20 protein-coding genes are annotated in these 21,687 nt (G+C 37.8%); 10 read left to right on the top strand and 10 right to left on the bottom strand.

Annotated elements, in window-relative coordinates; translation table 11 throughout:
- Window positions 1-525 precede the first annotated feature (525 nt).
- A complete protein-coding gene (locus tag ACFIKO_RS00955; RefSeq protein ID WP_375619153.1) occupies window positions 526-1,008 on the top strand; it encodes a GNAT family N-acetyltransferase in 483 nt (160 codons plus the stop codon).
- Between the two features lie 1,775 nt (window positions 1,009-2,783).
- Here the strand turns inward: ACFIKO_RS00955 and thiD are convergent.
- The gene (gene thiD, locus ACFIKO_RS00950) at window positions 2,784-3,638 is read right to left on the bottom strand and encodes a bifunctional hydroxymethylpyrimidine kinase/phosphomethylpyrimidine kinase (RefSeq protein ID WP_375619154.1); all 855 of its coding nucleotides are present in this window, start codon (window positions 3,636-3,638) and stop codon (window positions 2,784-2,786) included.
- Window positions 3,639-3,767: 129 nt separating this feature from the next.
- Here thiD and ACFIKO_RS00945 point away from each other — a divergent pair, with 129 nt between their 5' ends.
- The 4 genes from ACFIKO_RS00945 (at window position 3,768) to ACFIKO_RS00930 (ending at window position 8,060) form a co-directional block, all read left to right on the top strand.
- Entirely contained in the window at window positions 3,768-4,565 is a 798-nt protein-coding gene (locus tag ACFIKO_RS00945; protein WP_375619155.1) for a lysophospholipid acyltransferase family protein, read from the top strand.
- 705 nt (window positions 4,566-5,270) lie between these two features.
- On the top strand, window positions 5,271-6,362 hold the full coding sequence (locus tag ACFIKO_RS00940; protein WP_375619156.1) for a D-alanyl-D-alanine carboxypeptidase family protein: 1,092 nt from the start codon (window positions 5,271-5,273) through the stop codon (window positions 6,360-6,362).
- A gap of 417 nt (window positions 6,363-6,779) precedes the next feature.
- Window positions 6,780-7,841: a CobW family GTP-binding protein gene (locus ACFIKO_RS00935; protein ID WP_375619157.1), complete on the top strand. Its 1,062-nt coding sequence runs from the start codon at window positions 6,780-6,782 to the stop codon at window positions 7,839-7,841.
- 51 nt (window positions 7,842-7,892) lie between these two features.
- Window positions 7,893-8,060 (top strand): hypothetical protein, encoded by a 168-nt coding sequence (locus tag ACFIKO_RS00930; RefSeq protein ID WP_375619158.1) that lies wholly within the window; start codon window positions 7,893-7,895, stop codon window positions 8,058-8,060.
- 1,342 nt (window positions 8,061-9,402) lie between these two features.
- Here the strand turns inward: ACFIKO_RS00930 and ACFIKO_RS00925 are convergent.
- From ACFIKO_RS00925 to ACFIKO_RS00915, 3 genes are all read right to left on the bottom strand, one after another.
- Complete coding sequence (locus ACFIKO_RS00925) at window positions 9,403-10,152, bottom strand: L,D-transpeptidase family protein (protein WP_375619160.1); 750 nt, start codon at window positions 10,150-10,152, stop codon at window positions 9,403-9,405.
- 39 nt (window positions 10,153-10,191) lie between these two features.
- On the bottom strand, window positions 10,192-11,148 hold the full coding sequence (locus ACFIKO_RS00920; protein WP_375625548.1) for an acetyl-CoA carboxylase carboxyltransferase subunit alpha: 957 nt from the start codon (window positions 11,146-11,148) through the stop codon (window positions 10,192-10,194).
- A 78-nt stretch (window positions 11,149-11,226) separates the two neighbouring features.
- Window positions 11,227-12,165 (bottom strand): site-specific tyrosine recombinase XerD, encoded by a 939-nt coding sequence (locus ACFIKO_RS00915; RefSeq protein ID WP_375619162.1) that lies wholly within the window; start codon window positions 12,163-12,165, stop codon window positions 11,227-11,229.
- 260 nt (window positions 12,166-12,425) lie between these two features.
- Between ACFIKO_RS00915 and ACFIKO_RS00910 the strand changes: the two genes are divergently transcribed.
- The 5 genes from ACFIKO_RS00910 to ACFIKO_RS00890 all read left to right on the top strand — a co-directional run bounded on the left by ACFIKO_RS00910 (window position 12,426) and on the right by ACFIKO_RS00890 (window position 15,388).
- Window positions 12,426-13,058 carry a shikimate kinase gene (locus tag ACFIKO_RS00910; protein ID WP_375619302.1) on the top strand — a complete coding sequence of 211 codons (633 nt, stop codon included), beginning with the start codon at window positions 12,426-12,428 and terminating at the stop codon, window positions 13,056-13,058.
- Window positions 13,033-14,166 (top strand): 3-dehydroquinate synthase, encoded by a 1,134-nt coding sequence (gene aroB, locus ACFIKO_RS00905; protein WP_375619163.1) that lies wholly within the window; start codon window positions 13,033-13,035, stop codon window positions 14,164-14,166. Before ACFIKO_RS00910 ends, aroB begins: the two co-directional genes overlap by 26 nt.
- Before the next feature lie 260 nt (window positions 14,167-14,426).
- Window positions 14,427-14,573 (top strand): hypothetical protein, encoded by a 147-nt coding sequence (locus ACFIKO_RS00900; protein WP_375619164.1) that lies wholly within the window; start codon window positions 14,427-14,429, stop codon window positions 14,571-14,573.
- Between the two features lie 9 nt (window positions 14,574-14,582).
- On the top strand, window positions 14,583-14,978 hold the full coding sequence (locus ACFIKO_RS00895; RefSeq protein WP_375619165.1) for an MliC family protein: 396 nt from the start codon (window positions 14,583-14,585) through the stop codon (window positions 14,976-14,978).
- Window positions 14,979-14,995: 17 nt separating this feature from the next.
- Window positions 14,996-15,388 carry an MliC family protein gene (locus ACFIKO_RS00890; protein WP_375673071.1) on the top strand — a complete coding sequence of 131 codons (393 nt, stop codon included), beginning with the start codon at window positions 14,996-14,998 and terminating at the stop codon, window positions 15,386-15,388.
- 16 nt (window positions 15,389-15,404) lie between these two features.
- On the opposite strand, the gene mnhG is transcribed toward ACFIKO_RS00890, so the two are convergent.
- Genes mnhG through ACFIKO_RS00860 form a run of 6 tightly spaced genes read right to left on the bottom strand, consistent with a single transcriptional unit; the run spans window position 15,405 to window position 21,456 of the window.
- Window positions 15,405-15,815, bottom strand: a complete 411-nt coding sequence (gene mnhG / locus ACFIKO_RS00885) for a monovalent cation/H(+) antiporter subunit G (RefSeq protein WP_375673070.1) — start codon at window positions 15,813-15,815, stop codon at window positions 15,405-15,407.
- Window positions 15,812-16,093, bottom strand: a complete 282-nt coding sequence (locus tag ACFIKO_RS00880) for a K+/H+ antiporter subunit F (protein WP_375619166.1) — start codon at window positions 16,091-16,093, stop codon at window positions 15,812-15,814. The genes mnhG and ACFIKO_RS00880 overlap by 4 nt, the downstream gene beginning before the upstream one ends.
- The gene (locus ACFIKO_RS00875; protein WP_375619167.1) at window positions 16,090-16,575 is read right to left on the bottom strand and encodes a Na+/H+ antiporter subunit E; all 486 of its coding nucleotides are present in this window, start codon (window positions 16,573-16,575) and stop codon (window positions 16,090-16,092) included. The genes ACFIKO_RS00880 and ACFIKO_RS00875 overlap by 4 nt, the downstream gene beginning before the upstream one ends.
- The gene (locus ACFIKO_RS00870; protein ID WP_375619168.1) at window positions 16,572-18,194 is read right to left on the bottom strand and encodes a monovalent cation/H+ antiporter subunit D; all 1,623 of its coding nucleotides are present in this window, start codon (window positions 18,192-18,194) and stop codon (window positions 16,572-16,574) included. Before ACFIKO_RS00870 ends, ACFIKO_RS00875 begins: the two co-directional genes overlap by 4 nt.
- The gene (locus ACFIKO_RS00865; protein WP_015857096.1) at window positions 18,194-18,535 is read right to left on the bottom strand and encodes a Na+/H+ antiporter subunit C; all 342 of its coding nucleotides are present in this window, start codon (window positions 18,533-18,535) and stop codon (window positions 18,194-18,196) included. Before ACFIKO_RS00865 ends, ACFIKO_RS00870 begins: the two co-directional genes overlap by 1 nt.
- Window positions 18,535-21,456 carry a monovalent cation/H+ antiporter subunit A gene (locus tag ACFIKO_RS00860; protein ID WP_375673069.1) on the bottom strand — a complete coding sequence of 974 codons (2,922 nt, stop codon included), beginning with the start codon at window positions 21,454-21,456 and terminating at the stop codon, window positions 18,535-18,537. The genes ACFIKO_RS00865 and ACFIKO_RS00860 overlap by 1 nt, the downstream gene beginning before the upstream one ends.
- Window positions 21,457-21,687: the final 231 nt, after the last annotated feature.

The raw sequence follows: 21,687 nt of genomic DNA, 5'->3' as shown, positions 1-21,687 counted from the left end.
AAAACAACAAATTACCACGTGTTCCTACCTAATCCCACCTAATCCCACTTAGTATAAAACCTAGTGTCAAACTACAACAATTTTTAACTTAGACGGTTTTTCTGGAAGGTTGCTGTTGTCTGTTAAGTCGTTAAAGCCGTGTAAAATAAGCTTGAAAAGCGAAATGAACAATTCCCATTGGTTCATGACGTTGCTTAGCAACAATAACTTTATTTCTTGCCATCCCGAGAATAATTTTTGTTCAAAAGTACGCTTTTACCAAAATTGTGCCCTAAAATAAAGGTTGTTGATTTTTCAAATGAAGTATCTTCTATTAATTCAACATTTGCTTCAGATCCATTCCAATATTATCTCTGCTAAAAATTTACAAGAAACTATACCTGTAGAGCAGGAAAAATCTATAATCGATTCCTTTAATGCGCAAAACTACCTTTAGCTTAGTGGGTTAGACCTCATTCGTCTCATTATAAAGTTGATGAAGCTCTCTTATCTATTGGCTTAGAGCATGTTGAAACAGAGGTAGGAATGGCAGCTTTAGCGCAAGATATAGACTCACATGTTACTTCTACGCCAGATAATTTCAAAATCAAGGAAGTTGAATCACTTCAAGATTTTAGAGATTACGGAAATGTTATGGCATCAGTCTTCGAGCCTTTTGATGAAGAAGCGGTTATATTTTATGAAACAATAGGCCGTTGTTATAAAAAAGATCCTGATGTAGAGATGTTTGTTAGTTACATAAATAATAATCCTGTAGCAATATGTTTTTGTATTAAAGCAGATGGAGTTGGTGGAGTGTATAATATTGTCACCAAGCCAGATTTTCAGAAAAAAGGTATTGGAACATTAATGACAAAAATTGCTATTGAGCATTTAAAAAGAAAGAGATGTCATGTTATTGGTATGCAAGCATCTCACGAGGGAATTAGTATTTATAAAAAATTGGTCTTTACAAACTTTGGTGAATTTAAAATTTATTCCAATAAACACATGATCATTGAGCGATGAATTCTTTTCATCGATAAGCGAATTTATTATTTTCAGCAAAACTCAAATATGATCAAGCAATCGATACAACCAAGAAAGCTCAGCTAATCCCCTTTAATACTGATAGTGAAAAGCTAAAAAAGTTATCCATCACAGATATAAGTTGAACAAGTGAAAATTTTATTTGATATGATTGATAATTTACTGTCTGTTACTGATAATTATAAAGAACTCGAAAGAAAATATTTAAAACTACAGTTGCATCATAGTTTGTTAGATGGTTAGTCTGTTAGTCAATTAATAGAAAAAATCTTCGCTTTATACAATAACCAAAGGAGCTTCAAAACCCTTTTAAAAGTCCTTTATGTATATTGTTTCTTTTTTTATATCACAATTGATGATGAGAAATCTCTCACGCTAATAGTATTATTTCTACACGAAATAAACTGTTTTCACCTACTATTTAGAATAAATTAAGTTTTTGAGATTTCTGGCACATCATTTGAAATGACAAAAGAAATTTTCCCTTGTACTTGTGCAAACAACGTGGACATCCTTTGATAATCCTCTTGCTTGAACAAATTCTTATCCGGAATAATCTTCAACACAAAAATAAATCAATAATTTAATTCATAAAGGTAATTTATCATTATTCATATTGAGCAATCGTCCAAATATCATAGGATTATCTCATTTCAAATCTCTATATATTAAATCACTCACAATCATCTGCTTACACATCACAAGCGGAATTAATGTATCAATAAAATTCACTGCAGAAAGGAATAAAAGTTCTTCTTATAAACGCTCTAAAATACCAAAGCTTATCGCAACATTGGGAGCTAAAAATAGTATAGGGGATCCCCCTTTCACCTTAAAAACGTAAAAATGGGAAGCATAATAGCTTTATACACTTCATAGAGGCTTTAGACCATTCACGAACCTTATTATAAAAGGAAGTGGCACACCTTGAGAGAAATCTCTTTAAAATAAACATGTTAATTAACAATATAAGTGCATTCTATTTGAAGCATGCTATCTTACGAGAGAAACATAACTTCAATCAACGTAAAATAAGGCGTTGAACAGTCATAGTGCACAATAAAATCAGATCAGTTTAAATACTTAATGATGAAATCCATTAAATGACAGAATAAAAATTCAAGTTTGAAAAGATTAAACTACACGCTACAGATCTATTGAAACTCCGATTGTGCAATCGACTACCTTCTCGCTAAAACTAAATCACTATAAATATAAAAACCTTAAAACCCACTCTAAATCCGTGAAAGTTTCTAGATCTTGCTATATTAAATATTGAAACTCCTCACGGCTGCTCATCTGAAACGCCAGTAATTCCATAAAGCAGTTCCATAAAAAGAGGATAATGACGTTGTAATATCCGAAAAAATTCACTACATCACCTGAAAGATTATTGATAATTTCATCAGGAAGTATCAATTTCCATTTAGAAAACCCTATCCCTGCCGACAAAAACTCTGTAAATGTTAGATATATAATAATTTTGATAACGATTTTGGCTCATCCTGCTTTGCCACAAATGCTCATCCTGCTTTGCCACAAATATAAGAAACAGCAAATATAGTGGGATCAGCCAGTTTTAATATAGCCTTGTAAAAGGTCTTTCCTTCTACCCTTTTTGCTATCTCATCCTTCTTAATACAAAATAACTGTTAAGATACAATGCGCTAACACTTATCAGTCATAAGTTCAAAATAGCATATAATGACGAAACAAGTTCATAGAGTGAAGATTTTGCACAATCAGTTGTTGTATTAATCTTTCCATAATGCATAAAAATGATGAAGCGGCCCTCGCCCTTTCCCTACTTTTAAAGCATTTGAGGCAGTTAAAGCGCCATGCAAATAATCTTTTGCTTGTTTAACAGCGCAATCCAAAGGTTGAGTAGGTAACAGAGCTGCAATGGCGGCAGAAATGGTACACCCTGTCCCATGATCATGAGTAGTTGAAAGACGAGAAGCTTCAAGTATAACAAGGTTTTCACAATCACAATAAAGATCTGGACTAGAACAATCGTAATTTTCTGTACTATTTTTGGTAAGCGTATGCAAATGTCCCCCTTTTAACAAGACTGCATGACACCCTAGCGCCAAGAGTCGTGGAGCATATTGATACATAGTCTCTAAAGACCATTGCACTTCACCTCCCAATAACAGTGCAGCTTCAGGCAAATTTGGCGTGATTAAAGTTGACATCGGCACAAGGACATCACGCATAATTTCAATTGCATCAGACTTTAAAAGAATATCACCACTTTTTGCAACCATAACCGGATCAAAAACAATGAAACGCGCTTTATGATAAGCAAGACGTTCTGCAATAACCTGTGCAATCTGAGCATTTGCAACCATACCAATTTTAACAGCATCAACATGAATATCCTCAAAAACAGAATCAATTTGATCTGCAACAAAAGAAGCATCTAATGCCTGAAAAGAACGCACACCCTGAGTATTTTGTGCAACAACAGCTGTAACCACACTCATACCATAAGTTTTCATAGCCGAAAACACCTTCAAATCCGCCTGCATTCCAGCGCCACCAGAAGGATCTGTTCCCGCAATAGATAAAATCCGTGGAATAAAAAGTTTATCTTTTTGTAATTCCATCAACCTCTTTCCTTCTGTTTTTAAATATCGGAAAATGAGTTACCGAAAAAATAGATGCTTGAAAAAACATAAAGAAGATGTTTTCTCATGTGAATTATATTATATACGAAGTCTTCTTATAGATATAAAATGGAAAATATAGTGCTTATCCTTCGTTCTATTCTTTTTACGTTCGCTTTTTATACAACAACTTTCATACAAATGATTCTTTACGCTCCCGTTTATTTTTTAATGCCCCGCAAAAAGGCATGGATTGTCCCTAAAACATGGGCACGCGTTACACTCTTTTTGCAAAAATACATCGCAGGTACAAGTTATGAGATTGAAGGTTTAGAAAATCTTCCCAAAGGAGCCTATATCATTGCTCCAAAGCATCAATCGGCGTGGGAAACTTTCAGTCTTGTTCCCTATTTCGATGATCCCACTCTCATTTTAAAACGTGAATTGATGTGGATTCCATTGTTTGGCTGGTATATGGCAAAAACACAAATTATCCCCATTAACCGTACAACGCCCATCAAAGCCTTAAAAATGGTTATACAAAAAGCAAAAGAGAAAGTAAAACAAGGGCGCCAAATCTTGATTTTTCCCGAAGGAACACGCCGACAACCCGGTCAAGAACCAGATTATAAGTCAGGAATTGTCGCGCTCTATAATGAATTAGGGCTTCAAGTTGTGCCCATTGCACACAATGCGGGTTTATACTGGCCACGCAATAATTTTCGCCGCTATCCCGGAACAATTCGTGTCCGTATTCTTCCCCCGATAGAAGCTGGTTTAAGCAAACGTGATTTTCTAGATCAACTTGTCCAAAAAACTGAAAAAGCGTGTGATGAACTGCTTCTCTTAGCAGCTCAAGATCCTACCCCTCCTCCTATGCCACCATACGCTGTTCAGAAACTTAAAAAACTAAATCATTCATCATGAAACAATGTATTGATTGATCAGAATAATGCATCACTTTGTATATTGAGCAGAGTATATGGAACAAAAATATAAGAAAGATACTTCAAACTTTCTAATTCAAAATTATAAAACACATGTACATTACAAGAAATGATTGATGTGTGAATTTTTTTGAGAAAGAATTCTTCTTCTCTTTAAAATCGTTTAAATAACATAAATCATATTGATTTATAAGGATATTTTATCGTTATTCAACTTGAATGAGAATCCTGAATACCGTAAGATTCTCTCATTTCAAATCTATTCCATTTTGAATCAATTAGAATCTTTTGCTTGCACATTACAAGCAGGGATATCTGTGTGAATAAAACGATACAAGAAAAGATTAAAATGCTTTTTACGACCCCTCTCAAGTGCCAAGGGCTGTCCTAACAGGAGGACAAGAAAAATGTATGATTATGCCGATTCGTTCCTTCCTGAGAAACATCAATCCCCCAAGAACCTGAAATCTTGTACAATCTTCATTATTTAAAAAGTATTTCTTGAGATACTTAAGTTATCAAACCAAATTCAAGGGGAAAATAAAAATGAGTATTGGTTTTTATCTCCGAGACACAACGGATACAGCAATTAACCATCTTTCCTTCCTAACCTAGACTTAAAAGCTTTGTGTGCTACATTAAAACAATTCTAAATAACGAATAAGAAGGAACTAGATTTAAATTAATGCAACGTCTCTTCTATAATTTATTTGTTTCTGTGATTTTGAGTTTATTCAGCACTGTTGCTCTAGCGCAGCCTTTTATTTCTGTTGATGTTACAACAGGGCATATCTTAAAACATAATCAAGCTTTTGAGCGTTGGTATCCTGCTTCCTTGACAAAATTAATGACCGCTTATGTTATTTTTCGTGCCATGAGTCGAGGGGAAATTTCACCAGACAAACATATCACCATCAGCGAATACGCCGCAAAAGCTCCCTCATATCGTTCAGGCTATAAAGCTGGTTCTGTACTCACACTTGATACAGCTTTAAGTATCACCATGGTTAAATCTGCCAATGATTTAGCCATTGCCATGAGTGAAGCTGTTGCAGGTTCACAGAAAGATTTTGTACGTAAAATGAATAGCGAAGCTAAACGTTTAGGCATGTTTGGAACTCATTTTGCGAACGCAAGTGGTTTACCAGACCCTCAAAACTACTCCACGGCGCGCGATATTGCTCTTTTAGCCGTTCAAATACGTCGAGAATTTCCACAATATGCTCATTATTTTTCTATTCCAGCCATTGATTTTGGTCATAATCGAAAAATCCAGCATAACTCAAACAACCTCATTGGCCGTTTTTATGGAATAGACGGTATGAAAACAGGCTTTATTTGTGCCTCTGGTTTTAATCTTGTTGCCTCAGCCACACGCAATAAACGTACAATTATTACTGTCATTCTAGGTGCTAACAACATAACTGAAAGAGAAGAAAAAGCTGCACAACTTCTTGAAACAGGATTTTTGCACCAAGGAAGACCCCAATTAACACTAACAACATTAAAACCTTATGGGAGAAATATAACACAAGCCAACAATATGAGACAACAAACATGCACACCTGAAGCCATAAAAATGCATGCAAATTCATACGATGATCAAGGAAATATTATCCTCACCTCACCTTTTATCACTGCTCCACATCCTTTTTCTCATCCTTTACCAGTACACCTCATTCGTACGCCACAAACACCTAAAATGACAGTAAAGCCACTAAGAAAGCCCCATAGTTCGTATAAAAGACGCGCAAACCATTCTATAAAAAAGCCATAAATCATAATCTACGATTAATTATAATACTTTGATTTATAATGATAATTAATTATTTTGTACCTTATGTCAGAACCACAAATGTTGTAAGATTCTCTCATTTCAAATCTGTATTTGTTGAATCAATAAAAAACCAGTTTCTTGCACGTCACAAGGTAGATGAACATGTAGATAAAATAATTAAAACAAGGAATAAAAATTTCTCCTATAAGTCCTTTCAAGAACCAAGAGTTATCATAACATTGACGCTAAAAAAGTATATGATATACCCTGCATGCACCTACCTTTATAAGCGTAAAGATAGTGGTACAATGGACTTCATAGAGTATTAACCATTATATCCATCACGGACACCATTATAAATTGGTTAAACGTACTGAAATGTGTTTTTTTAAAACAAAACCACGGTTGATGATTAACATGAAAATAAAGCGCATCCCCCTCACGCTTATTACTGGTTTTTTAGGCTCTGGCAAAACAACTTTGCTCAACCGTATGCTACAAGACCATCTTTTAACAGAATGTGCTGTTATAATCAATGAATTCGGTGAAATCAGTATTGATCACCTTCTAGTTGAAAAAACGACAGAAGGAATTATTGAGCTTGCCAATGGTTGCTTATGCTGCAATTTACGCAGTGATCTCATCGATACATTAATTGATTTAATAAATCGCGTTCAGACAGGACAGATCAAACAACTCCATCATATTATCATTGAAACCACAGGTATGGCTGATCCCGCTCCTATTTTACAAATACTTTTAAGCCACCCGTTATTTATTCAAACATTGTCCATAAATGCTGTTCTTGCAACATTTGATACATTAAGCACACTTTCCATATGTGAGCGCTATCCTGAAATATATAAACAATTAATATTTGCTGATAAAATTATTCTCACCAAAACAGACCTTATGGCCCAACAAACGCTTTCAGATACGCTTTTTAACACACTTAAAACGATCAATCCTACAGCACAAATCATTGACGCCCATTCTGAAGATTTTTGTTCAAATCTGTTAATAAATAACACATTATGGGATGAAAAAGTAGAAAATACAAAACTTAAACAAAATCTTACGACTACCCCACATGATCATCCCCCCCATAAAACCATTCGTGCCTTTTCACTAAACTGTGAGGGTCCTGTTGATTACACCACAATTGAAGCTTTTTTAGATCTCCTACAAGAGCGTTATGGTACAAAACTATTACGTATTAAAGCACTTATTGCATTGCATGATGACCCTTATCGCCCACTTGTATTACATGGCGTACAAACATTTTTTCATCCTCCCATAAGATTGCCAGCATGGCCAAAAGGAATAAAACAAACACGTTTTGTCATCATTGCCGATGGTGTTGAAAAAGAAGCAATACAAAAGCTCCTCAATGCTTTTTTAAATAAACCAGCAATAGATACTGCAGACAAAACAGCTCTCTTAGAAAATCCTCTGGTCATTCCAGGAATAAAATTTTAATTTTTCCCCCCTCAATGATATAACATTAAATTCATTGGCACCACCATCTTTATGCTTTTAAAGGAGAAAACCGGCACCATCACACACTTTGCTAATCCCCAATGTCGAACAGCTCTTGGTACTTTGATGGTTCATAAAAAGCGTTTTAGTCTTTTCTTGCACAGTTTTACCCACGCGGCTACCCCCGTTTGTAATGCGCAAGCAAATGGTTTTAATTGATTCAACATGGAACAGATTTGAAATGAGAGAATCTTACGGTATCCAAGATTCTAATTCAAGTTGAATAACGCTAAAGTATCCTTATAAATCAATATGTTATAAATTTATAAACATTCCTATTCAAGTTTATCCACATAATGGAATAAAAAATAATAAAATACATATTTTTAACAACGCTTTCTACACAATAATGCCTCCCATAAAATTATTCGTACCTTTTCACTGGACGACAAAATCACTATAGACTACCACAATTGAAACTTTTTAGCTCTCTTACAAAACCGCATGACGCAAAATGACTACGTATTAAAACACTCCAGCGCTAATATATTACCCTTATCTGTAAAATAACCGCCTTCACACAAAATAGAACATCATTGTATCGCGAATTCACGCACTCGTTTAAAAACACCGTCTCTCAATACACATCATCCCTATTTCAAGACGCTACCCATAAATAATATAATACAAAATTCTCCATGAAATGTATAAGCCCCATTCTCCATTTTTACTCTATAAATATGCAAACTGGTAGCCTCATACTCTTGCCAGTTAAAAATGTTTTGGAAAAACTTGGCACTTTAGAGTACTCATGAGAACTATCTGTGCTCTTTTCTTTAAGAGTTTTATTCACATGCTAATCCAATTTTATGGTGTGCAAAAAATGGTTTCGATTGATTCATTATAAACAGATTTTAAGATAAAAGGATCTTATGATATTGAGTCCCTAATTCAAACTGAAAATAATAAACTGTCATTATAAATCAAATTGTTATGATAAAAATTTTAAGATTCATAAATCTGTAATCAGATTGTTGTCTCTCTAAATGCATCTCATCTGCAAACCACTTCATGTAACTCATTTCACAAACCGATTGGACAAATTCTTGGTTCTAAAATATTCTGCTCAACTCTATATTTACCCCAGCTAAGTGAAATCAAAATCCCTGTTAAGAAAAAAACAAAATCAGATAGAACCAATATCGCATTTTAAAATGTGTGAATGTATCTTATATAATAGCACGACAAGATAATATTTTACAGCATGAAAGAATAAAACTCTTTGAAAGAAATAAAAAGAGAGGCACATTTTATATTAACTTACTCTTCACTAAAAACGAAGATTGACACCAGTACCGCTGTACAAATAATCCAACTTCTTTGAGAAAATTCCTCTTGGCTTCCCACTTCATCTGATTTACTCACATAAGGTTCTATGAAAAAACTCTGCGCTTTAAAAGATTGACTACTCACTTAAACACCTTATGCGTAAAGTTTTTGCATATCCTGTATCGCCATTTATAAGTGATAGTGTTTACGGTGCAGCAGGATACAATAACACTCACTGTATTAGAGGAACTGAAGTTTTATCAATATCGCGATTAAAAACGTAACGTTTTCCATAAACTTCAACAGTTGGAGGCTGACGATTTTTTTCAAAAAAATCATAACCTTTCTTAAGCATAACCCAAAATTGATAATGAGGATCATTGCTATGACGTAACATATTATCCTCGGTCATGCGGAAAGGAAAAGCCTGCAACTGAAACTCTCTTTGTCCGCCTTTAAAAGCATCCCGTGCAAACGCATAAATCTGAGCCATGTTCTTATCACTCATAGAATAACAACCTGCGGAAAAGCAAGAACCATGCACCATAAGATTGCTTCCTGTACGACCATTTTCCTGATCATAAAGGTTAGGAAATCCTATATTAAAAGAAAGATAATATTTTGAATAAGGATTCATTTGGTTTGCGCTAATAGTATAAAAACCCTCTGGTGTCTGAAGATCCCCTTCTTTATATTTAGGTCCAAGCTTACCAGACCATTTGCAAATACCATAGCGAGCAACCAAGATAAAAGGCCCTGAACGAGATTGCTTCCAAACTTCAGCAAGATTTTCTTCCTTGAAAAATCGCATTACAATTGGTGCATAAGGATCAATATCGTATAAAGCCATTCTATTCTGGATTTCTTGTGGCAACGGCTGCTCAACTTTAGCACGAATAGAAGCTGGTAATCTTCCTTCACATGCCGTCAATATTCCCATTACAAACAACATACACACAGCGAGGAATCTGCTAAATGTCATCGAATAAAACTCCAATCCAACACCCTCACAAAAAATAACCTATGTTAGAGATCGACCAATTTGAAGGTATTTTTCCCTTCGCTCTTGTTTAAGAGCTTCACCATCTTTTCCAGCCATAGCTTTTAAAGCCTCTGAAATAACATCACCTGTTGCATCAATGACAATCTCTTTGCCACGATGCGCGCCCCCTAAAGGTTCCGAAATAATGCCATCAATAATCTTTAAGCGATACAAATCTTGAGCGGTAATACGCATATTCATTGCAGCATCTTTTGCACGAGCTGGATCACGCCATAAGATAGAAGCTGCTCCTTCTGGTGAAATAACAGAGTAAATTGCGTGCTCCAACATATAAACTTTGTTGGCAGCCGCGATTGCTATCGCCCCTCCAGAACCGCCTTCTCCAATAACAACGGAAACCACAGGAACTTTCAAACGCAAAGTTGCAGCTGTTGATTGAGCAATTGCTTCCGCTTGCCCACGTTCTTCAGCGCTTACCCCAGGATAAGCACCTGCTGTATCAATAAAAGTGAGGAGTGGCAAACCAAAGCGGTCAGCCATTTCCATAATACGTACAGCTTTACGATATCCTTCTGGGCGTGCAGAACCAAAATTATAGCGCAAACGTGTTTGCGTATCGTGACCTTTCTCTTGACCGATATAAGCAACTGCTTCTCCCCTAAAGCGTGCAAACCCAGCTTGAATAGCCTCATCTTCAGCAAACTTGCGATCTCCTGCTAAAGGTGTAACATCACTCAATAGGCGTTTAGAATAGTCCATAAAATGGGGACGATCAGGATGACGAGCCACTTGTGTTTTTTGCCACGGCGATAATTTTTTATAAATATCGCGCAACGCTGTTTGAGATCGCGCTTCAAGACGAACAATCTCATCGCTCATATCAAGACTGCCTTTTTCCTGAGAAATTTTTTTTAATTCAAGAATTTTCCCATCAAGATCAGCAACTGGTTTTTCAAAATCAAGATAATTATACATTTGTACCAACTCATTCAGTGTCACTTATACATTTATAATTTGCTTTATAAAGTCTTTTTCAAAAACATCACCTTTTCTTTAACGAGCCTTTTGCTCATCGGCAAGTGGATGATGCTCATTAACTAAACGATAAAGTCCCTCTTCCAACACATGCGTATAAATCTGAGTGGTAGCAATATCAGAGTGACCTAACAAATGTTGAACTGCACGCAAATCAGCACCATTTTGCAAAAGATGACTAGCAAAAGCATGGCGCAACACATGGGGAGAAAAGCTATCACTTTCTATTCCTGCCCTTCTAGCGAGATTTTTCAACTCCCGTGCAACAACTTGACGCGCAATATACCCTGTTTCTGAATGCGCTGGAAAAAGATAAGGACTTGCGGCATCCTTTCCCTGATCACGTAAATTTAACCACTGCAAAAGAACTTGATATGCTTTTTTTGATAACAGCACCATTCGTTCTTTTTTGCCCTTACCACGAACCAAAATACTGTATGCTTTCCCCCGAACAGCCTGCACAGGCAAACTCACCAATTCACTAATACGCAATCCTGTTGCATAAAGCATTTCACTCAATAGCTGAAGACGCAATGCACGCAGATAATCCTTAGACCCATAATCTGCTTGATTGACTTCTAACTGTGCTAAATCAAGCAATTTTATCACTGCATCTTCACTCATGATTTTGGGCAAAGGACGCCCCTGACGAGGTGCATCAATATCATGAGAGGGATCATCTGCTCTCAACCCTTCAGCATAAAGGAATTGATAAAACTGACGCAAAGTCGATAAACGGCGCGCTTGCGACGATGCCGCAAAACCAAAAGTATGCATAAGCGACAAAAGGGCAATTAAATCTTCTTTTTGTGCTGAAAAAAGCGAAGCAGAATGTGAAGACAATTCGTCTTGTGCCCACTGCAAATCATGCTGATAAGCCGCAAGCGTATGAGGTGAAGCCCCTCTCTCCGCGCTCATCATCTCAAGAAAATGATCTATCACAGCACCACTTTTCATTTCATTGATTCGCTTCCGTAGAAAGATCCCATGAATCCAAGGGAACATCGATGTACATATCCACAGTTACTGGTTCAACCCAAACCACAAGAGCACCCATTATAATGAAAAGAACAGAAAGCAAAATGAAAAGAATCATCAAAAATCTGGTCAATGTTGGCATAAGATAATAACCTACCCAAAAATATTCTATCTCGTATTATGCCTCACAAAGATTAACAGGAATTGACTTTAAGATGGATAAATGCCGAAATAAAGTTATGAAAAGCAATCGACCAAAACGCGTCCCCATAACACAAATAAAGAATCAACTCTTATCGTCTCTTGATAAAAGAGCTCTTATCCTTGTTGGTCTTATGGGAGCAGGCAAATCAGTGATCGGAAAACGCGTCGCCACCATGCTCCGTTTACCCTTTTATGATTCTGACCAAGAAATTGAAAAAGCTGCGCAAATGACAATCACTGAACTCTTTGAAATTTATGGTGAATCAGAATTTCGTGCTCTTGAACAGCGTGTTATTCTAAACCTCATAAAAAAAAGTCCCCTTGTTTTAGCAACAGGTGGTGGTGCCTACATAAATGAAAATATCCGAAAAGCCATTCACCAAAATGGTATATCCATATGGCTAAAAGTCGATCTTGATATCCTCATGCAACGTGTCTCAAAGCACCCAACACGCCCCCTGCTTCAAACAGCCAATCCTAAAGAAACCATGCAAAAACTCATGGAACAGCGTTATCCTATCTATGCAAAGGCAAACTTAACAATTAACAGTCATAAAGAAAGCCGTCATACCGTAGCACAAAATGTTATACGATCTATACAGCACTACCTATACACAGAAATTAACAATAGGGACAACCAGCATGCAAACAAAGACCGTCACTGTTAAACTGGACAAACACTGTTACGATATCATCATTGGTCCGAATCTGATTGCACAAGCTGCTTCACAGATTAAACATGCTCTTAACAAAAAAGATCCTCATCCAACGCGCTTAGCACTTGTTACAGATACAAATGTTGCTTCCCTTCATTTGGAGATATTACAAGCAGAGTTAATAAAAAATAAAATTCATACTGTCCCTATTATTGTAGAAGCAGGAGAACAATCAAAATCATTTTCAACCCTGCAAATTGTCATCGATCAAATTCTTGCTACGCGTTTAGAAAGAGGCGACTGTGTTATTGCTTTTGGCGGTGGTGTCATTGGCGATCTAGCAGGGTTTGCGGCAAGTATAATCCGCCGCGGGATGAATTTCATTCAAATGCCCACAACGCTTCTTGCACAAATTGATTCCTCCGTCGGTGGAAAAACTGGAATCAATAGCCAATATGGTAAAAATCTTATTGGTGCTTTTTATCAACCGCAACGCGTTATTGCTGATACCTGTGTCCTTGATACCCTACCACCACGCGAATTTCGTGCTGGCTACGCAGAAATGGTTAAATACGGACTCATTAACCAGCCTGATTTCTTTGAATGGCTTGAAAAAAATGGACAAGAAGTCTTTTCTAATGGCCCTATGCGAACAGAAGCCATTGTCCGCTCATGCCAATTTAAAGCTGACATTGTAGCACGCGATGAATACGAAACTGGAGAACGCGCGCTCTTAAATCTCGGCCATACATTTGGACACATGCTTGAAACAGCAACCGCCTATAACTCCAACCGTTTAATCCACGGTGAAGCTGTAGCAATAGGAATGATTCTAGCGCATCAATTCTCTGCTCAACTGAATTTAATAGACCCTACACTCATACAACGCATTGAAGCACACCTTAAAGCAGTGGGATTGCCTACACAGCTAAAAGATATCCCAGGAAAATTACCAGATGCTGAAATTTTAATGACTCTCATTGCCCAAGACAAAAAAGTTTCGCAAAACAATTTGACCTTCATCTTAACACGCGGACTTGGCCAATCATTTATTGCAAAAAATGTCTCTCCGGAAGCAGTTTTGACTTTTCTGGAACAAAAATTAGCAGAAATTCGTTAATTCATATTGAATATAATTGATTCGTTTTTATACTTCTATTAAAGGAATAAGTATGATGATGTCTGCGTAGCTCAGTAGGATAGAGCACAGGATTCCTAAAGAAATTGGGCGCCTTAAGGAGAAATCCTCAAAGTGGATCTGCTCAAATTCGGGGAAAGCTTCATGGGAGACTATATGCCAATCCCGAGCCAAATCTCTCTTCAAATGAGAGAAAGGTGTAGAGACTGAACGGGCAGCACCTAAAGAGCAAAAGCTTCAAGGTGAAGAGACAGTCCAGACCACAAACAGCCGATAAGGCTGGCGGTGAAAATCGAAGTGGTATGAATCCTGGGGTCGCAGGTTCGAATCCTGCCGTAGGCACCATCGTATCAATCAAATTATTCTTTGTGCGCAATATAGGAATATAGGGAAGCATCATGAAAAAAACTTTACATATTTTAGGGTTTTTCACCGCTTTAAGTTTATCACTCTTCAGCTCAAACAATAGCTTAGCTGGTTCTTTTATCATTGAGGTACCAGACAATCCAGAGCCAAAAACAGAGACCATTACCTACCAGTGCGATACTGGAACAAGTAAAGAGCGCGTTGAGGCAGTCTATCTTAATGCTGACAATATTTCGTTGGTTGATTTCAAATGGAACGGTGATCGTGTCATTGCTGCTAATGTCATCGCGGCGTCAGGAACAAAGTTTGCAGGAGCTCAGTATATCTGGTGGGAGAAGAACAAAGAAGTCATGCTTTATGACCTTGCTCAGGATCCAGAAGAAAAAAAACCTATCCTCTGTAAAGATGAGTCAACATTATTATTTTAAATAACACGGGAAATATTATGAAAAAAATTTCTTTTACTAAACAATTTTTCATGACTTTAAGTGTGTTCCTCCTAGGTTCAATTAATGCATTAGCAAGTTCTTTAGTCATTGAAGTACCAGATGATCCAGAACCAACAACAGAGACCGTCTCCTATCAATGCGATATGGGAACAAGCAAAGAGCATGTTGAGGCAACTTATCATAATGCTGGCAATATTGCGCTTGTTGATTTAAAATGGAACGGTAAGCGCATCATTGGTTCTAATGTAATTGCCGCTTCTGGAGGAAAATATGTAGGTGGTCAATACATTTGGTGGATAACTAAAAATGAAGCCATATTTTACGATCTTATTAATGATCCAAAAGAAGAAAAGCCCATCCACTGTGTAGAAGAAAAAAGCACAGAATAAGGAAGGTTCTTACATTTCAAGAACCGCGCTGGCTCTCATCGCTTGATGTTCCTTCTGACGTGGGTAACTTTTCCTCCGTCTGGTTTAATAAAAGAGCCAGCGATTTTTCTGACTGTTCTTCTGAATGATGTCGATAAGCTGCTGTATGTGAAAGCAACATAGAAGCTACCGGTGCTGTTAAAAACAAAAAAAACATCAGCAACACTTCATGAAAAACAAAATAATGGTCCACAAATATTGAATAAAGAAATGAAGAAATAAGAATGCTACCAACGCCCCAACTCGTACATACTGAAAGCATATGCAAACGCTCATAAAAACTGGAAAAACGCACCAAACCTATCGTTGCGATCAGTGTCAATCCAGACCCTAATATTAAGAAAACCGTGATAGCAATAGCCACCACAAGCGATACGTCATCTTTCATTCAATAATCTCCCCCCGCATAAGAAACTTCGCTAAAGCGATGCTTGAGACAGACCCCAACAACCCAATAATGAGGGCAGCAACAAAATAAACGGTTGTTCCTGAACGGATATCGAATGTAAGAAACAAAAGAACAGTGGTTATATAAAGAGCATCCAAACCAACAATTCTATCCTGTGCCCGTGGACCACGAATCAACCGAAACAATGCGAAGATCACCGCCAAACTTAAAAAAAACTGTGAAAAGAAAAGCCCCCAATAAAGGATCACCATACTCATAAGAAAATCTCCAAAAGTAATTGCTCATACCGTTGTTTTATCAATCGTTGATAATCATATCCATTTTTTAAATTTAAGACATGGAGCAAAAGCTCACCCTTTTTACTATTATAGGCAACCCAAGCCGTTCCAGGAGTTGCCGAAAGGATGCACGCTAAAATAGCCAAAGCAGTGCGATTATGAAGCAGAAGAGGCACTACAATAAAGCCAGATCGCTGTTTTCGAGACCTTTTTGTTAAAACAAACCAAGCCACCGAGATATTTGAGGATATAGAATCTATTAAGACTCGAAAAATAATACGAAAAACCGCACTCCAGCTTTTAATAGCAACCTTCTCCGGCTCAAGGAGCCGTATCATCCAACCACAAAACAAAGCAGTTATAATGGCTAAAAGCAACTGCCCTAAACTAAAACCATTTAAAATAAGCCACATAAGAACAATGACACCACTGAAAAAAGGAGAAGGACAAAAACGATTCATTTATTCATCTCCCTCTTTTCGAGAGAAAAATCCGTTAAAACGCTCCCAATATAATTCTGAGGTTCATACAAAGTCTTAGCAGTTTCAGACATATAATGACTAACAGGACCGGCTACAATTGTTATAAGAAAACACAAGGAAAGAAGAACAGCAATAGGCGCAAATTCTATCACCTGCACACGAGGAACGCGACCTTCAAGAGAAACCCAAAAAGTTCGAATCCCCGTCCGTGTCAGTGCAATCAAAGCTGCAAAACCTGAGAGGGTGACAAAAACCACAAAAAGCCAATCATGATAAACCGGAAGAGAAGCAAAAAAATCCTCTCTACTATGGTTTAAAACTGCCATGAACATCATAAGTTTAGCAACAAAACCAGAAAAAGGTGGCAATCCAATAATCAAAATGGCACAGATACCAAAACAAGCCCCAAGAATTGCCAAGGTTACAGGGAGATATGTGCCAACTTCATCTTCTTCCTCCTCTTCATCGTCACCATAAACCTCCATTGTGACAGCCAGAACATTAGCAGCCACATCTTGACAGCGTTCAACCAACTCTACCAAAAGAAAAAAAGCTCCCAGCGCTAAAGTTGAAGAAACAATATAAAAAAGTGCACCTGCTGTCAGTGCTGCATTGCCAATCCCTATTGTTGCCAACAACGTACCAGAAGAGACAAGAACACTATAAGCTGCCAAACGCACCAAAACCTGGCTCGCTAATACCCCAATAAAACCAAAAATCAAAGTGGCAAGCCCACCATAAAACAAAACCGTATGACCAAAATGGTTAAAATATTCACTTTCAGGACCAAACCACAGCAGCGTTAACCGTAAAATAATATAAATACCCACCTTGCTCAAAAGTGCAAAAGAAGCTCCAACGGGCGCTACTGCTGCGCTGTAAGTTGGCACCAACCAAAAATTAAGCGGCCACATACCAGCCTTGAGCAAAAAAGCAATACCGAGAAGTGCAACACCTATTTCGAACAAAACAATATCTGTAGAAGATATATATTTTATTTTAACAGCCAAATCGGCCATATTAAGAGTACCAGCGACTCCATAAATAAGTGCTGTACCAACTAAAAAAAGTAATGAAGCAACAAGATTAACCACGACATAATGCAACCCTGCACGCACGCGTGCCTGACCAGAACCATGCAAAGCAAGCCCATAGGAAGCTGTTAACATAACTTCAAAAAATACAAATAAATTAAATAAATCACCGGTCAAAAAAGCGCCGTTTATCCCCACCATAAAAAATTGCATCAGTGACTGAAAATGAGAACCCGCTTTGTACCAATGAGCCCGCGCAAAAACCAGTACGCTAGTCACCAACAAGCTTGAAAGTAAAAGCATCATGGCGCTTAAACGATCAAGGACCAAAACAATTCCGAAGGAAGAGGGCCAATTGCCAAGCCGATAAACATCACAAGCCGGCGCTATTTCAAGGGTACGTATAATTAATAAAACAGCAATAACGACCGACAATCCCGCCGAAAAAAGACTAATCAATGATTTAAATTTCGAACGCCGTTCATCATAGAAAAGTAGAACAGCTCCAGTGATTAACGGCAAAAGAATAGGCAAAATAAGGAGATGGTGCGCCCCTACTTCCATCACTGCACCTCACGTCCATCAACGTGATCTGAACCCGTTAAACCGCGTGACACCAAGAGAATAACTAAAAATAAAGCTGTCGTTGCAAAACCAATTACAATCGCAGTTAAAACCAAGGCTTGAGGGAGAGGATCGACATAATTAGCTGGATTAATAACAGTAGTAGGATCAACAATCGGCGCGGCATTACTACGCGGTCTACTCATTGAAAACATAAAAAGATTGACACCATAGGAAATCAAAGACAAACCAAGAATGACTTGAAAAGTGCGTGGACGTAAAATAAGCCAAATTCCTGATCCAACAAGAATACCAATACCTAAAGAAAGAACAATTTCCATTAATTTTCCTTCTCTTTCAAAACAGGTTTCTTACCGATTCGGTAACTCCGAATTGACTGGTGTGCAAGTGCAATTAAAATGAGAACAGTTGCTCCTAACACAAGAGAAAGCACACCAAAATCAAACAAAAAAGCAGATGCCATGGGAACTTTTCCAATTAACGGAAAATGAATATATCGAAAAAAGGATGTTAAAAAAGGATATCCAAAAAACCAAGAGCCCATCCCCGTTACGACTGACAACAATAAGCCAAAGCCCATCCAACGCAAAGGTAAAACTCTCAAATGCGTTTCCACCCACCGAATATCGCGTGCAAGATATTGTAAAATAAATCCTATCGCCAAAGTAATACCACCGACAAATCCACCTCCTGGCAGATCATGCCCTCGCATGAATAAATAAATAGCAAAAGCGATAATAATCGGAAAGAGCCAACCCATAATAACAGCAGGAACAGCTAAATAATTCAACACTGTATCTCCCACATTTCGATTAGGCTGTGCCATATCAAAGGCTTTCTGGACACGTTGCTGAAAAGGTGCATCAATACTTTCAGGGGCAGGACGAAACCGCCGTAAAAGGGCAAAAACAGTGAGTGATACAACACCCAAAACGACAATTTCTCCCATAGTATCAAAACCACGGAAATCAACCAACAACACATTCACAACATTGCGACCACCAGCATCAGAGTAAGCCTTGGTGAGAAAAAAATCAGAAATCGTCGTACCTTGAGGACGTGTCATCACTGCAAAAGAAAGCCATGCTACACCAGCACCTCCCACAAGGGCTATGATAAAATCACGGATACGACGCAAGCGCACGAAAAAACGAACAGGCGATGGTGTAGGATTATGCAAACGTTTAGGCAACCACCGTAAACCAAGCAATAATAAGACGACTGTAACAACCTCAACAACTAATTGTGTTATTGCTAAATCAGGAGCAGAAAGCCATAAAAAGGTTGCACAAGTCATCAAACCAGCTCCCCCCGACAACATGAGTGATGCAAGACGATGAAACTTTGCTTGCCAAGCAACTAAAAGCGCACATAATCCGCCAACTAACCAAAGAGCGAGAAAGGGAATATCAACTGGAAAAAGCGGTAAAGACCCCGCTGAAATGAAACCATCGCACCAAAGTAAAAGACCAACAAATGCAAAACACACCCAAAAAATCCAGTGCAACTGTATCTGCAAACGACGTGTTGACAAAATAGATTCCACCGCACGTGCCCATTTCCAAGAAATAATCACAAGAATGCGTTCAAAAATACGCGGTCCATTTAAGTGACGAAAAAAAGGCGCTCCATCATCACAGGATAAAAAATAACGGTGCCCGACAGCGTAGAGCAATCCGCCTCCTAATAACGCAACAAAACTCATCACTAATGGAGTATTAAACCCATGCCAAACAGCTAAACTATAAGGGATTGTCATTGATCCTAAAACAGACACGACCGCGTTATCTAAAATAGGTCCTATTGTTAAATTAGGAAAAATACCAACTGCTAAACAAATAAACACCAAAAGCTCCATTGGTAAACGCATGAAATGCGGTGGTTCATGGGGAGTTTTGGGTAAATTGACAGGTTTTGGTCCTAAAAAAACACCATGAATAAAGCGTATAGAATAGGTTACACTAAACAAACTAGCCAGCGTTGCTACATAAGGTGCGATCCAATCGAGCCATGATTCCATATGCGTTTCAACAGCTTCAGCAAAAAACATCTCTTTTGATAAAAAACCATTCAACAAAGGAACTCCAGCCATCGCTGCACTCGCAACTAAAGCGAGAGTTGCTGTGATCGGCATAGAGCAATAAAGCCCTGACAATTTACGCATATCACGTGTTCCCGTCTCGTGATCAATAATACCAGCTGCCATAAATAAAGAAGCTTTAAAAGTAGCATGATTAGCCATATGGAAGATCGCTGCAACACAAGCAAGTGGACTACCAAGGCTTAAAAGCGTGGTAATCAATCCAAGATGACTAATAGTTGAGTAAGCAAGCAGTCCTTTCAAGTCTTGCTGAAACATGGAAAAATAGGCACCAAGCAGCAATGTAGAGAGTCCTGAAAAGCCAACCAACCAAAACCAAGATTCTGTCCCAGAAAGCACAGGCCATAAACGAACAAGCAAAAACAATCCCGCTTTTACCATGGTTGCTGAATGCAAATAAGCCGATACGGGGGTTGGAGCAGCCATCGCATTCGGCAGCCAAAAATGAAAGGGAAACTGCGCACTTTTTGTTAATCCCCCCAATAAAATACAAATAAGGACAGGACTATAAAGAGAACTTGACCGAATCATATCTCCAGACTGAAGCACCTTATCCAAATCAAAACTGCCAACAATATACCCAATCAATAAAACCCCAATAAAAAGGGCAAAACCACCAAAACCTGTGATCGTTAGAGCCATACGTGCACCCTCACGCGCACTTGCATTATGGTACCAATAGCCGATCAACAAAAAAGAAAAAATACTGGTGAGTTCCCAAAAAATAACCAAAAAGACGAGATTACCTGATAAGACTATTCCCGTCATTGATCCCATAAAGGCCAAAAAAAAGGAAAAAAACCGCGGTACAGAATCCGCTGGATCCATGTAATAACGTGAATAAATGACAACAAGCAGCCCAATTCCTGTAATGAGCAAGCAAAAAAGCCACGACAAACCATCTATACGGAGAATCAAATCGCTCCCCCATTCTGGAAGCCAAGAAATATCTAAACGCACTACGTGGTTTCCGCGAACTTCGGGATAAAGCATTATTGTAAAAATAAGACAGAAAAGTGCAACAATCCCAGCAAACCATGCTTCATTATTTTTTGCTGTCGAGCGAAAAAAGCCAATGATAGCACTTCCACCAAAGGGAAGCAAAACGAGCAATATCAACATTGCTTCCCGTGTTGTCATTCTTTCAACTCCATCCTGTCCTTAATATTTTGTCATCGACAAAACAAAAACTTATATCCTCACCCCCCATTCCACACTTAATGATAATAAGATTTAATAAAACTTAAAAGTATTTAAATTTTTCAAAAAAAACGCTTGCATGAAAGTGCTGCGCACCACACAAGTTTTCTCTTTATTGTAAGAACAATAACGCCCACGACAAGAAGCAATTAAAAATTAATTTAATAATTT

The sequence above is a fragment of the Bartonella sp. TS82HLJMH genome, assembly GCF_042193495.1.
Taxonomy (GTDB): Bacteria; Pseudomonadota; Alphaproteobacteria; order Rhizobiales; family Rhizobiaceae; genus Bartonella; species Bartonella grahamii.
This window is presented reverse-complemented; position numbering and strand designations above follow the sequence as displayed.